The organism is Pseudomonas sp. TE9122 (assembly GCF_056278925.1).
The window spans coordinates 5103700-5117792 of record NZ_JBWBQI010000001.1 but is presented as its reverse complement, the minus strand read 5'-3'; the positions used below and the strand labels follow the sequence as shown (position 1 = coordinate 5117792).

At 60.4% G+C, this 14093-nt stretch carries 10 protein-coding genes; 7 read left to right on the top strand and 3 right to left on the bottom strand.

Annotation, left to right across the window (positions count from 1 at the left end; genetic code table 11):
• Nucleotides 1–51 precede the first annotated feature (51 nt).
• Both ACZ9BE_RS23120 and ACZ9BE_RS23115 read right to left on the bottom strand, forming a co-directional pair.
• Nucleotides 52–684 carry a TetR/AcrR family transcriptional regulator gene (locus tag ACZ9BE_RS23120; protein ID WP_041476873.1) on the bottom strand — a complete coding sequence of 211 codons (633 nt, stop codon included), beginning with the start codon at nucleotides 682–684 and terminating at the stop codon, nucleotides 52–54.
• Between the two features lie 282 nt (nucleotides 685–966).
• A complete protein-coding gene (locus ACZ9BE_RS23115; protein WP_039757469.1) occupies nucleotides 967–2343 on the bottom strand; it encodes a glutamine synthetase family protein in 1377 nt (458 codons plus the stop codon).
• Nucleotides 2344–3071: 728 nt separating this feature from the next.
• On the opposite strand from ACZ9BE_RS23115, the gene ACZ9BE_RS23110 reads away from it, so the two are divergent.
• The 7 genes from ACZ9BE_RS23110 (at nucleotide 3072) to ACZ9BE_RS23080 (ending at nucleotide 11429) form a co-directional block, all read left to right on the top strand.
• The gene (locus ACZ9BE_RS23110) at nucleotides 3072–4430 is read left to right on the top strand and encodes a glutamine synthetase family protein (protein ID WP_016772658.1); all 1359 of its coding nucleotides are present in this window, start codon (nucleotides 3072–3074) and stop codon (nucleotides 4428–4430) included.
• 56 nt (nucleotides 4431–4486) lie between these two features.
• Nucleotides 4487–5851, top strand: coding sequence for an aspartate aminotransferase family protein (locus tag ACZ9BE_RS23105; RefSeq protein ID WP_236167738.1), 1365 nt, complete (start codon nucleotides 4487–4489; stop codon nucleotides 5849–5851).
• 171 nt (nucleotides 5852–6022) lie between these two features.
• Nucleotides 6023–7135 carry a polyamine ABC transporter substrate-binding protein gene (locus ACZ9BE_RS23100; RefSeq protein ID WP_039757472.1) on the top strand — a complete coding sequence of 371 codons (1113 nt, stop codon included), beginning with the start codon at nucleotides 6023–6025 and terminating at the stop codon, nucleotides 7133–7135.
• A gap of 186 nt (nucleotides 7136–7321) precedes the next feature.
• A complete protein-coding gene (locus ACZ9BE_RS23095) occupies nucleotides 7322–8419 on the top strand; it encodes a polyamine ABC transporter substrate-binding protein (protein ID WP_038860901.1) in 1098 nt (365 codons plus the stop codon).
• Between the two features lie 63 nt (nucleotides 8420–8482).
• Nucleotides 8483–9625 carry an ABC transporter ATP-binding protein gene (locus ACZ9BE_RS23090; protein ID WP_016772662.1) on the top strand — a complete coding sequence of 381 codons (1143 nt, stop codon included), beginning with the start codon at nucleotides 8483–8485 and terminating at the stop codon, nucleotides 9623–9625.
• A 35-nt stretch (nucleotides 9626–9660) separates the two neighbouring features.
• Entirely contained in the window at nucleotides 9661–10542 is an 882-nt protein-coding gene (locus tag ACZ9BE_RS23085; protein WP_476250151.1) for an ABC transporter permease subunit, read from the top strand.
• Nucleotides 10539–11429, top strand: a complete 891-nt coding sequence (locus ACZ9BE_RS23080; protein WP_252877076.1) for an ABC transporter permease subunit — start codon at nucleotides 10539–10541, stop codon at nucleotides 11427–11429. Before ACZ9BE_RS23085 ends, ACZ9BE_RS23080 begins: the two co-directional genes overlap by 4 nt.
• Nucleotides 11430–11629: 200 nt before the next feature.
• On the opposite strand, the gene ACZ9BE_RS23075 is transcribed toward ACZ9BE_RS23080, so the two are convergent.
• Nucleotides 11630–14041 (bottom strand): penicillin acylase family protein, encoded by a 2412-nt coding sequence (locus ACZ9BE_RS23075; protein WP_476249982.1) that lies wholly within the window; start codon nucleotides 14039–14041, stop codon nucleotides 11630–11632.
• Between the last annotated feature and the right edge of the window lie 52 nt (nucleotides 14042–14093).

Genomic DNA, 14093 nt, shown 5'->3' with positions numbered 1-14093 from the left:
CGCATTTCAAATGTGGGAGCGAGCCTGCTCGCGAAAGGGCCGGTGCATGCGCTAGAGATTTCTTTTGGGTAGATACGGCGGAAGGTACAACCCGATATAGGCATCAAACACGCGCATCCCTTCCTCGGCCATGCGCGGGGTGATCTGCCCGTGCTGCTGCACCGAACGTGCATAAACCCGGTCGCCCAGTTCCATCGCCAGGGCAAACACATCGACATCGTCCGGCAGCCTTGGCAACTCGAAATGCTGGTCGAACAGCTTGTGCATCAGGTCGCCCAGTTCCAGATCGTGCTGGCGGTCGGCCTGGGTGACTTCGGTCAGGCCATGTTGCGCCAGGATCAATTGCCGCGCGGCTGCGTCTTCGTCGTAGATCTCCAGCATGCGCTGTTCGACCAGTCGCGACAGATCTCGCCAGTCACGCAAGGCATCGTGATCGATCGGCGCTTGCAGGCAGGCGCGGAAGGCAGCGTGGACATCGGCGGTCAGCGCTTCGAGCAGCGCCGGGACGCTGGCGAAAAAGTGATACACGGAGGAGGGCGGAATCTGCGCGCGCTCGGCGACGCTGTAGATCGACAGACTGGCCACGCCCTCGGCCGCCAGCAGGGTGCGCGCGGCATCGAGGATCGAATCGATCCGCGCCTGACTGCGGGCACGGGGTTTGCGGACGGTGGCGGGACGCGTCATGGAAGTCTCCTGCGGGGCAGCGGGCATTGTACGAGGCGGTTCAGGTGTTGTCTGCCAGTACCCTGTGGCGAGGGGATTTAGCGAAACGTCGCACCGCCCCGTTCGGCTGCGCAGCAGTCGTAAACCCTGAGAGCCGGGTATTCCTGACACACCGAGTGGGATGGATTTGGGGCTGCTTCGCAACCCAACGGGGATAAATCCCCTCGCCACAGGTTTTGTGTTCGGCCATAAAAAAACGCCGTGGGCGCGAAGCCAACGGCGTTTCTTTGGACGTTACAACGCTTAAACGGTATGCAGATACCAGTTGTACTCAAGGTCGGAGATGGAGTGTTCGAATTCCTCCAGCTCGCTCTCCTTGCAGGCCACGAAGATATCGATGTACTTCGGATCGATGTACTTGGCCATCACCTCACTGTCGTCCAGCTCGCGCAGGGCATCGCGCAAGTTGTTCGGCAGGCTCTGTTCGTTCTGCTCGTAGCTGTTGCCTTCGACAGGTGCGCCCGGCTCGATCTGGTTGACCAGACCGTGGTGCACGCCGGCCAGTACCGAAGCCATCAGCAGGTACGGGTTGGCGTCGGCGCCGGCCACGCGGTGTTCGATACGCACGGCATCGGCCGAGCCGGTCGGTACGCGAATCGCCACAGTGCGGTTGTCCAGGCCCCAGCACGGCGAGTTCGGTACGTAGAACTGCGCGCCGAAGCGACGATACGAGTTGACGTTCGGGCAGAGGAAAGCCATCTGCGCCGGCAGGGTCTCGAGCACACCGCCGATCGCGTGACGCAGCGCGGCGTTCTGCTCGGGATCCTCGCTGGCAAAAATGTTTTTGCCGGCTTTGTCCAGAATCGAAATATGTACGTGCAGACCGTTGCCCGCCTGGCCCGGATACGGCTTGGCCATGAAAGTGGTGTCCATTTCATGGTCGTAGGCGATGTTCTTGATCAGACGCTTGAGCAGCACTGCGTAGTCGCAGGCCTTGATCGGGTCGGCGACGTGGTGCAGGTTCACTTCGAACTGCGCCGGGGCACTTTCCTTGACGATCGCATCGGCCGGGATGCCTTGCTCTTTGGCGCCTTCGAGAATGTCCTGGAGGCAGTCGACGTATTCGTCGAGGTCGTCGATCAGGTAGACCTGAGTCGAGTGCGGACGTTTGCCGGAGATCGGCGAGCGTGGCGGCTGTGGACGGCCGTTCACGTTTTCCTGATCGATCAGGTAGAACTCGAGTTCGAAGGCGGCGCAGATGGTCAGGCCGAGTTCGTCGAACTTGGTCACCACCTGACGCAACACTTCACGGGGATCGGCGAAGAACGGGTCGCCTTCGAGTTCGTGCATGGTCATCAACAGTTGCGCGGTAGGGCGCTTCTGCCATGGCTCGTTGCACAGGGTATCGGGGATCGGATAGCAGATGCGATCGGCGTCGCCGATGTCCAGGCCCAGACCGGTGCTTTCCACCGTGGAGCCGTTGATATCCAGAGCAAATAGAGAGGCCGGCAGGTTGATGCCTTTCTCGTAAACCTTGTGGAGGCTGGTGCGTTCGATGCGCTTGCCGCGCACCACACCATTCATATCCGCAATCAGAAGGTCAACGTACAGAACCTCAGGATGTTCCTTAAGGAACGCGTTCGCTTCGTTAAGCTGAACGGCACGCGGGGGTACCGACATGATGCAACACCTTTGTTGTTAAAAATATCAATCATTGATCTTTTCTGGTTTCAGTCAACCCGAACGGCCTGCCGAAGTCAAGCGAGGCCTTTTTTGCCCCGAAAAAGCGCTTGAAGGGCATTTATGGGGCACTTTGGGGCGTTTTTTCAAACCTTGAACGTTGCTCAACTGCGGGCTTGAGCAGGCCGTGTTGTATTTTTTACGGGGGTGTTGTGTAAAAAAATGAACAAGGCTAAGCTCCGGTCAAACCCATAACAGCAATAATACCGGGGTGCTTCATGTCTCGCCTGCCGTTAATCGGCATCACCGACTGCTCGCAACAGTCCGGTCTGCATGCTCATCACATCAGTGGCGATCAATCCGTCCGTAGCGCAGCCAGCAAGGCGCGCAGCCTGTCGACGAGACTCTCGTCAACAGTCGACGAAACGGCAGCGTCCGATATTCTGGACGTCGGACACAGCATCCGCTTTATGGCGTCCCCTTCCACTATAGAACTCTTTCCCTCTCAAAGCCCATGCCGCGCTCAGCGTCGTGCTGTCGATTCTGCACGTTTGCAAAGTGCACGGGAAATGCTACACCAGCGCAAAGGGCAGGTAAGCTCCTCTTTCATTGTCTATGCGCGGTGCCAGGCGTAAGCCGGTACTGCGCGAGCAAGCCCCCCTTAACGCGACGCCCCAAGCGTCAAAATTGCCTGACATCGCGTCAGGAGACTCAGCCCAGAGGCATTTATGAGTAACAACCTCGACCAGCTCACCGATTGGTTGAAAGACCGCAAGATCACAGAAGTCGAATGCATGATCGGCGACTTGACCGGGATCACCCGGGGCAAGATTTCGCCGACCAACAAGTTCATCGCCGAGAAAGGCATGCGTCTGCCGGAGAGCGTGCTGCTGCAGACCGTGACCGGTGACTACGTCGAAGACGACATCTATTACGAACTGCTCGACCCGGCCGACATCGACATGATCTGCCGTCCCGACCAGAACGCCGTGTACCTGGTGCCGTGGGCGATCGAACCGACCGCGCAGGTGATCCACGACACCTACGACAAGCAAGGCAACCCGATCGAGCTGTCGCCGCGCAACGTCCTCAAGAAAGTCTTGAAGCTGTATGCCGACAAGGGCTGGCAGCCGATCGTGGCGCCGGAAATGGAGTTCTACCTGACCAAGCGCAGCGACGACCCCGACTATCCGTTGCAGCCGCCGATCGGCCGCTCGGGCCGTCCGGAAATCGGCCGGCAGTCGTTCTCCATTGAAGCGGCCAACGAATTCGACCCGCTGTTCGAAGACGTCTACGACTGGTGCGAATTGCAGGAGCTGGACCTCGATACGCTGATCCACGAAGACGGCACCGCGCAGATGGAAATCAACTTCCGTCACGGTGACGCCCTGTCGCTGGCCGATCAGATTCTGGTGTTCAAGCGCACCATGCGCGAGGCCGCGCTCAAGCACGATGTCGCTGCGACATTCATGGCCAAGCCGATGACCGGCGAGCCGGGCAGCGCCATGCACCTGCACCAGAGCATCATCGACATTCAGACCGGCAAGAACGTCTTCTCCAACGAAGACGGGACCATGAGCCAGTTGTTCCTGCACCACATCGGTGGCTTGCAGAAACTGATTCCCGAGCTGTTGCCGCTGTTCGCGCCGAACGTCAACTCGTTCCGCCGCTTCCTCCCGGACACTTCGGCACCGGTAAACGTCGAGTGGGGCGAAGAGAACCGTACCGTCGGCCTGCGCGTACCGGATGCCGGCCCGCAGAACCGCCGCGTGGAAAACCGTCTGCCGGGCGCAGACGCCAACCCGTACCTGGCGATCGCCGCGAGCCTGCTCTGCGGTTACATCGGCATGGTCGAGGGCCTGAACCCGAGCGCACCAGTGGTTGGCCGTGGTTACGAGCGCCGCAACCTGCGCCTGCCGCTGACCATCGAAGACGCGCTGGAGCGTATGGAAAACAGCGCGACCATCGAGAAGTATCTCGGCAAGACCTTCATCACCGGCTACGTCGCGGTCAAGCGCGCCGAGCATGAAAACTTCAAGCGCGTGATCAGTTCCTGGGAGCGTGAGTACCTGCTCTTCGCCGTCTGATACGCCGGGCGCGGCGGCCAGCCGTCGCGCCTTCACCGATAACAAGGAGAATTGGCATGACCAGCAACAACCCGCAAACCCGCGAGTGGCAAGCGCTGAGCAGCGATCACCACCTGGCCCCGTTCAGCGACTTCAAGCAACTGAAAGAGAAAGGCCCGCGGATCATCACCAACGCCAAGGGCGTTTATCTGTGGGACAGCGAAGGCAACAAGATCCTCGACGGCATGGCCGGCCTCTGGTGCGTGGCGATCGGTTACGGTCGCGATGAACTGGCCGATGCCGCCGCCAGGCAGATGCGCGAGCTGCCGTACTACAACCTGTTCTTCCAGACCGCACACCCGCCGGCACTGGAACTGGCCAAGGCGATTGCCGACGTGGCGCCAGAAGGCATGAACCACGTGTTCTTCACCGGCTCCGGCTCTGAAGGCAACGACACCATGTTGCGCATGGTCCGTCACTACTGGGCGATCAAAGGCCAGCCGAACAAGAAAGTCATCATCAGCCGCAAGAACGGTTATCACGGTTCGACCGTGGCCGGCGCAAGCCTGGGCGGCATGACTTATATGCACGAGCAGGGCGACCTGCCGATTCCGGGCATCGTCCACATCGCGCAGCCGTACTGGTTTGCCGAAGGCGGTGACATGTCGCCGGAAGAGTTCGGCATCTGGGCGGCCAATCAGCTCGAAGAGAAGATTCTCGAAGTCGGCGTCGACAACGTCGGTGCCTTTATTGCCGAGCCTATTCAGGGTGCCGGCGGCGTGATCATTCCGCCCGACACCTACTGGCCGCGCATCAAGGAAATCCTCGCCAAGTACGACATCCTCTTCGTTGCCGATGAAGTGATCTGCGGCTTTGGCCGTACCGGTGAGTGGTTCGGTAGCGATTTCTACGACCTTGCGCCTGACATGATGACCATCGCCAAGGGCCTGACCTCCGGCTACATCCCGATGGGCGGATTGATCGTGCGTGATTCGGTGGTGGCCGTGCTCAACGAAGGCGGCGATTTCAACCACGGCTTCACTTACTCCGGGCACCCGGTGGCAGCAGCGGTGGGCCTGGAAAACATCCGCATCCTGCGCGACGAAAAAATTATCGAGAACGCCCACAACGAAACGGCACCGTATTTGCAGAAACGTCTGCGCGAGCTGAACGATCACCCGTTGGTGGGTGAAGTTCGCGGCGTCGGTCTGCTGGGGGCGATCGAGCTGGTGCAGGACAAGGCCACGCGCAAGCGTTACGAAGGCAAGGGCGTGGGCATGATCTGCCGGCAGTTCTGCTTCGACAATGGCCTGATCATGCGCGCGGTGGGCGACACCATGATCATCGCGCCGCCGCTGGTGATCAGCAAAGCCGAAATCGATGAGCTGGTTACAAAAGCACGCAAGTGTCTGGACCTGACCCTCAATGCGCTGCAGGCCTAGGTGCTAGGCTTTGGGCGGGGGAGCTGCGGCGCACTCGCTCAAAGCTGTCAGAAAGGCTGGTCTTTTGTTGAAAGACCGCCTCGGATCTTGCCAGACTAGCCGCGGTTCCAGTTGTCCGGGTTCGGCCGCTGAACAAAGTGGTTCAAAAAAGAAAAATTTGGAGCATGACGCATGAAGGCATTAGGTAAAAAGCTAGCTGGCAAGACTCTGCTCGCGCTGTCCATGGCGGGCATGATGGCGGGTGCGGTGCACGCGGACGACAAGGTGCTGCACGTCTACAACTGGTCCGACTATATCGCGCCGGACACCGTGGCCAACTTCGAAAAAGCCACCGGGATCAAAGTCGTCTACGACGTCTTCGACAGTAACGAAACCCTGGAAGCCAAGCTGCTGGCCGGCAAGTCCGGTTACGACATCGTGGTGCCTTCCAACAACTTCCTCGCCAAGCAGATCAAGGCCGGCGTTTACCAGGAGCTGGACAAGTCCAAGCTGCCTAACTGGAAAAACCTCGACGAAGACCTGCTCAAGGCCGTTGGCGACGCCAGCGACCAGGGCAACAAACACGCCTTCCCGTACATGTGGGGCTCGATCGGCATCGGCTACAACCCGGCCAAGGTCAAGGCTGCGCTGGGTATCGACAAGATCGATTCGTGGGACGTGGTGTTCAAGCCGGAAAACATCGAGAAACTCAAAAGCTGCGGCGTGAGCTTCCTCGATGCCCCGACCGAAATGATTCCGGCGGCATTGCACTATCTGGGCAAGCCGACCAACAGCAAGGACAAGGCTGATCTGAAAGCTGCCGAAGACCTGTTCCTGAAGATCCGTCCTTCGGTCGCCTACTTCCACTCTTCCAAGTACATCTCGGACCTGGCCAACGGCAACATCTGCGTCGCCGTCGGTTACTCGGGTGACCTGGAGCAATCCAAGACCCGCGCTCAGGAAGCCGGTGACAAGGTCAAGCTGGCCTACACCATTCCGAAAGAAGGCGCCGGTACTTTCTACGACATGGTCGCCATTCCCAAGGATGCCGAAAACGTCGAAGCCGCCTACAAGTTCATGAACTACCTGCTGGAGCCGCAAGTGATGGCCGGCATCACCAACGCCGTGCGTTTCCCGAACGGCAACAAGGCGGCAACGCCTCTGGTGGACAAGGACATCACCAGCGACCCGAGCATCTATCCTTCGGCTGAAGTGAAGAAGCAACTCTATGCGATCAGCGATCTGGACGCCGCCACGCTGCGTCTGATCACCCGCAGCTGGACCAAGATCAAATCGGGCAAATAAGCCGGTTTGTCGCCACAACCACTGGCCGTCGTCGTCGCGACGGCGGCCAGCGGATAATTAAATGACAGAAAGTTTTGCTGGATCGGTTTTTCGAGGGTAAGTTGCGCGCCGGTTTTGTTGTCGGGCAGCCATGGCTGTCATGCAGCGCGGGGCAACTTGGGCCCAATCAATTTAGAGGACCTCCACTTGCCTGTATTTTCTTCTTTGCGCAAAGCCCTGCTGGCCGCTGCCGGCCTGACAATCGCTGTCGGAGCCCAGGCCGCCGGTACGGTGCATATTTATAACTGGTCCGATTACATCGGCGAATCGACCCTGGCCGACTTCGAGAAAGAGACCGGGATCAAACCGGTCTACGACGTTTTCGACTCCAACGAAACCCTGGAAGGCAAGCTGCTCGCCGGGCGCACCGGTTATGACGTGGTCGTGCCGTCGAACCACTTCCTTGGCAAGCAGATCAAGGCGGGCGCGTTCCAGAAGCTCGACAAGGCGCAGTTGCCGAATTATTCCAACCTCGACCCGGTGCTGCTCAAGCGCCTGGAGCAGAACGATCCCGGCAACCTCTACGCCGTACCGTATCTGTGGGGCACCAACGGCATCGGCTACAACGTCGACAAGGTCAAAGCTGTGCTGGGTATCGACAAGATCGATTCCTGGGCCGTGCTGTTCGAGCCGGAAAACATCAAGAAGCTGCACAGCTGCGGTGTCGCGTTCCTCGATTCGGCTGACGAAATGATGCCGACCATGCTCAATTACCTGGGCCTGAACGCCAACAGCACCAACACCAAGGACTACGAAAAGGCCACCGCCAAGTTGCTCGCGGTGCGTCCATACGTGACCTATTTCCATTCCTCGAAGTACATCGGCGATCTGGCCAACGGCGACATCTGCGTGGCCATCGGTTTCTCCGGCGATATCTTCCAGGCGAAGAACCGTGCCGAGGAAGCCAAGAAGGGCGTCAACATCGCCTATTCGATTCCGAAAGAGGGCGGCGCGCTGTGGTTCGACATGCTGGCGATCCCCAAGGATTCGTCCAACGTCAAAGAGGCCCACGCCTTCATCAATTATTTGCTGAAACCTGAGGTGATCGCCCAGGTCAGTGATTACGTCGGTTACGCCAACCCCAATCCGGGTTCGGACAAGCTGATGGAACAATCCATTCGCACCGATGAAGCGGTTTACCCACCGCAAGCAGTCCTCGACAAGACCTACGTGTCGACCGAGTTGCCAGCCAATATTCAGCGTTTGATGACCCGTAGCTGGACCAAGGTCAAGTCGGGCAAATAACGCACAAACTATCCAGGGTTCGTCTTGCGGGGCGAACTGCTGCTTCTGTTGGGAGTTTCGTAAATGGCAGTTGCCTCCGGCGCCTACAAGAAAGCCCTCGAGGGCGACCAGACACCAAAACAGGTGCTGGTCAAAATCGACCGGGTCACGAAGAAGTTCGACGAGACGATTGCCGTGGACGACGTGTCCCTGGAAATCAAGAAGGGCGAGATCTTTGCCCTGCTCGGCGGTTCGGGATCGGGCAAATCCACCTTACTACGGATGCTGGCAGGCTTCGAACGGCCCACGGAAGGGCGGATTTTCCTCGACGGCGTCGACATCACCGACATGCCGCCGTACGACCGTCCGATCAACATGATGTTCCAGTCCTACGCTTTGTTCCCGCACATGACCGTGGCGCAGAACATCGCCTTCGGCCTGCAGCAGGACAAGATCCCCAAGGCTGAAATCGACGCCCGCGTGGCAGAGATGCTCAAGCTGGTGCAGATGAGCCAGTACGCCAAGCGCAAGCCGCATCAACTGTCCGGCGGCCAGCGTCAACGCGTGGCCCTGGCCCGTTCGTTGGCCAAGCGGCCGAAGCTGTTGCTGCTCGACGAACCGATGGGCGCACTGGACAAAAAGCTGCGTTCGCAGATGCAGCTGGAACTGGTGGAAATCATCGAGCGCGTCGGCGTGACCTGCGTGATGGTGACTCACGACCAGGAAGAGGCCATGACCATGGCCGAGCGCATCGCGATCATGCACCTGGGCTGGATCGCGCAGATTGGTAGCCCGATTGACATCTACGAAACCCCGACCAGCCGTCTGGTCTGCGAATTCATCGGCAACGTCAACATCTTCGAAGGCGAAGTGATCGACGACGCCGAAGGCCACGCGACCATCACCTGCAAGGACCTCGACCGGCAGATCTACGTCGGCCACGGCATCAGTACCTCGGTGCAGGACAAGTCGGTCACCTACGCGATTCGCCCGGAAAAACTGCTGGTCACCGCCGACATGCCGACCTGCGAGTACAACTGGTCGAGCGGCAAGGTCCACGACATCGCTTATCTGGGCGGGCACTCGGTGTTCTACGTCGAATTGCCGAGCGGCAAACTGGTGCAGTCTTTCGTCGCCAACGCCGAACGTCGCGGCGCGCGTCCGACCTGGGGCGATCAGGTCTACGTGTGGTGGGAAGACGATAGCGGCGTGGTACTTCGCTCATGAACATGCGCAAATTCAAACGCCGTATAAACCGAATCATCCCCAATGGCCGGCAGCTGGTCATCGGGGTGCCGTTCATCTGGCTGTTCCTGTTCTTCATGCTGCCGTTCTTCATCGTTCTGAAGATCAGCTTCGCCGAAGCCGACGTGGCGATCCCGCCGTACACCGAGATCTACACCTACGCCGAGCAGAAGCTGCAACTGCTGCTGAACCTGGGCAACTACGCGTTGCTTGGCGACGACGAACTGTACATCGCCGCCTATCTCGGCTCGCTGAAAATGGCCTTTATCAGCACCGTGCTGTGCCTGCTGATCGGTTACCCGATGGCCTACGCCATCGCCAGCGCGCGCAAGGAGCTGCAAACGGTGCTGGTGCTGCTGATCATGATGCCGACCTGGACGGCGATCCTGATCCGCGTGTACGCGTGGATGGGCATCCTCAGCAACAACGGCCTGCTCAACGGCTTCCTGATGAGCATGGGCCTGATCGACGAGCCGCTGCAGATCCTCAACACCAACCTGGCGGTGTACATCGGGATTGTCTATTCGTACCTGCCGTTCATGATCCTGCCGCTGTACGCCAACCTGGTGAAGCATGATCAGAGTCTGCTGGAAGCCGCGTCGGATCTGGGTTCGAGCACCTTCAACAGCTTCTGGAAAATCACCATTCCGCTGTCCAAGAACGGCATCATGGCCGGCTGCATGCTGGTGTTCATTCCGGTGGTCGGCGAGTTCGTGATCCCGGAACTGCTCGGCGGCCCGGAAACCCTGATGATCGGTAAGGTGCTGTGGCAAGAATTCTTCAACAACCGCGACTGGCCGGTGGCGTCCGCGCTGGCGGTGGTGATGCTGGCGATCCTGATTGTGCCGATCATTCTGTTCAACCGCAGTCAGGCCAAGGAAATGGAGGGTAAAGAATGAAGCGCTTCCGTTTCTCCAGCCTGATGCTGGTACTGGGTCTGATCTTCATCTATCTGCCGATGCTGATCCTGGTCATCTACTCGTTCAACGCCTCGAAACTGGTGACGGTGTGGGGCGGCTGGTCGGTGAAGTGGTACGTCGGCCTGCTCGACAACTCGCAATTGATGGGCTCGGTGTTGCGCTCGCTGGAAATCGCCTGTTACACCGCCGTGGCGGCGGTGGCACTGGGTACCCTGGCAGCGTTCGTGCTGACCCGTATCACGCGCTTCAAGGGCCGTACGCTGTTCGGTGGCCTGGTGACTGCGCCGTTGGTGATGCCGGAAGTGATCACCGGTCTGTCGCTGTTGCTGCTGTTCGTGGCCATGGCCCAAATGATCGGCTGGCCGCAGGAGCGCGGCATCGTCACCATCTGGATCGCCCACACCACGTTCTGCGCCGCGTATGTGGCGGTGGTGGTGTCAGCGCGCTTGCGTGAGCTGGACCTGTCGATCGAAGAGGCGGCGATGGACTTGGGCGCGCGGCCGTGGAAGGTGTTCTTCCTGATCACCATCCCGATGATCGCGCCGTCGCTGGCGGCGGGCGGCATGATGTCGTTCGCGCTGTCGCTGGATGACCTGGTGCTGGCGAGCTTCGTGTCCGGCCCGGGTTCGACGACCCTGCCGATGGAAGTGTTCTCGGCGGTGCGCCTGGGCGTGAAGCCGGAAATCAACGCCGTGGCCAGTCTGATTCTGCTGGCGGTGTCGCTGGTGACCTTCCTCGTCTGGTTCTTCAGCCGCCGCGCCGAAGAAGCACGCAAGAAAGCCATCCAGCAAGCCATCGAAGAAAGCGCCGCCGATTCGTGGAAACAACCGGACGCACGCCGCGCGCCAGCGCCGGAAGCGGCCTAAGCAATATCAGGTTGGCCTCAACCCTGCGGCCAACCCGGTTGTAAATGTGGGAGCGAGCCTGCTCGCGAAGACGGAGTGTCAGTCGACTCAGATGTCGGCTGACACAGCGCTTTCGCGAGCAGGCTCGCTCCCACATTTGGAATGCAATCTCCTGTGGGAGCGAGCTTGCTCGCGAAAGGGCCGGTGCAGATTGCATCAATCTATTGCGCAGCCCGCGCAGGCAACAGCTTCAGCGTACTGCGCGTATTCGCCAGCACCTCTTCCTCGCTGAAATGCGCCTGCACATAAATCCCCTCCACATACGCCTCGGCCTGATCGTCATAGTGACTGTCCAGCGGCACGCCACTCTGGCCGACCGGATTGATCGTCAGGCCATGTACCGGATCGGCGAAGTCCACCAGGCGTCGGGTCGACGGTCCATACGTCACCGGCCATGGCGCCGGGCCGATTTTTGCCGAGAGGTTGTTCGGCACTTCATGACTGCCCGGCGCCGCGAACGGGCCGACGTTGAACAGGCGATCCAGCGGCTTCTGCTGCCCCAGCGGATGGCCGTGGGTGAGGGTGTGCGCCGCGCCCCACTGCCAACCGGCCACGTTATCGCCGAGGGTCAGTTTCAGATGCGCCATGCTTGCCGCCCACGCCGTGCGCACGACATCGGCGCGGGTTTCTCTGGCCGGCGTGCTGCGATTGTCCCACCACGGTGAGTCCGCCTTGGCCGCCAGGCGTGGCAACGCCGAATCGATTACCCGCGTCGACAGCAGTGTCTCGAAGAAGTCATTGCCCAACTCATCGCGCATCGACGCGTCGGCAAGGTCGTAGAGGAATTGGTTGAACACCGTCGCGCTGATCGAATTCAGCGGATAGTCGCCGGGCCACTGCGCCAATTGCTCGACGAGTTTCAGCTGCGCCGGATCACTCACCACCTCGCGCAACACCGGCAACAGCGGCGCCAACAGACGCGGGCCGTAACCGGTCGCGGTGCCCAGTTGCAGTTGCTGGTTGGCCTCGTTGCTCCACTTCACCCGGTTGTCGCTGAGCTGACGGTCAAGCTGCTGACCGCGATCGGCAAGGTTGTAATAACCGGGAATCTCCATGCCGGTCGGCGACACGGGCTGGAAGTTGGCCGAGACGATATAGCCGCGCGCCGGGTTCTCTTCCTGCGGGTTGGCGCTGAACGGGTAATAGCCGTCCTTGTCCGCCTCGGGCGTGCTGCCGTCGAGGATGAAGTCCGGTTTCACCCCGGCCGGACGTTTGGGCAGCAAGGCCGAGGCCCACCAGGCGATATCGCCTTTGGCGTTGGCGTACACCAGATTCAGGCCCGGCGCCTGCACCTTGGCCGCTGCCGCGCGGGCCTTGGCCAAGGTGTCGGCGCGGTTGAGCTGGTAGAAGCCGTCGAGGATCGGGTTAGGTGTTTCGAGGAAGGCCCACCACATCGCGATCGGGGTCTTGCCGGCGGCGCTGCCAAGAGCATCGTTGACGATTGGCCCGTGCGGGGACTGGCGCAAGGTGAGAGTCACCGGCGCCTGACCCTTTACATTGATCTGTTGTTCGCTGACGAGCATCTCGGTCCACTGGCCGCGATACCAGACCTGATTGGGATTGTCCGGGTTGACCTTCTCGGCGATCAGATCGAGGTCATCGTTCTGGAACATGGTCAGGCTCCAGCCGAAATCGAGGTTGTGCCCCAGAAACGCGAACGGCACCAGTGCCTGATGATGGCCGTACAACTCGAAACCCGGCGCCGACAGCTGCGCCTCGTACCACACCGACGGCACCGAGAAACGAATATGCGGATCGCCGGCCAGCAACGGCTTGCCACTCTGGCTGCGGCTGCCGGCAATCACCCAGGCGTTGCTGCCCTCGAACTGCGGCAGGCCGTTGTCGAGCAGCGCCTGTTCGCTGAGGCGGGCGAGGGCGGTGAGGTCCTGCCAGTCGCCGGCGGCGAGGGCCGGTGCGTGCCGGGTGTGATTGGTGGCCAGAACGCCTTTGGCCTGCCAGTCGAGATCGAAGACATTGAGGTAATCGGCGCCGAGCTGATCGCGCACGTAGGTCAGCAGCGGCTCGGTGCGAAACGCAGCGGCAAAGCTGTAGGCCATGTAGCCGGCGACGCTGATGCTGTCTTCGGCAGTGAACGGCCGCTTGGGGATGCCCAGCACGTCGAACTCGATCGGCGCGGCGTGGGTGTCCTGATATTGGTTGATGCCATCCAGATAGGCTTGCAGGCCCTTCCATGCCGGCGACTGCTTGTCGAGGCTGGCGACGTAACTGGCCGCGCGCTCGCGAATGCGCAGGCTGCGAAACAGTTTGTCGGTGTCGAGCAGTTTCGGCCCTAGCACTTCGGCCAGCTCGCCCCGGGCGAGGCGGCGCATGGCTTCCATCTGGAACAGACGATCCTGCGCGTGCACATAACCGAGGGCGCGATAGAGGTCGGTTTCGTTCTCGGCGCGGATATGCGGCACACCGCGCTCGTCATAGCGCACGGTCACCGAGCCTTGCAGGTTGCGCAGCTCGACCTGGCCCTGGCGCGTCGGCTGCTTGCTGTAGATATACCCGCCGGCGGCGCCGAGCAGGACAACGATGAGCAAGGCAACGACGATCAACGCACGCTTCATGGTGACTCCTTGTGCAGGCGGGAAGGCCGCCCGTCGGGCTGCAAACATTTAG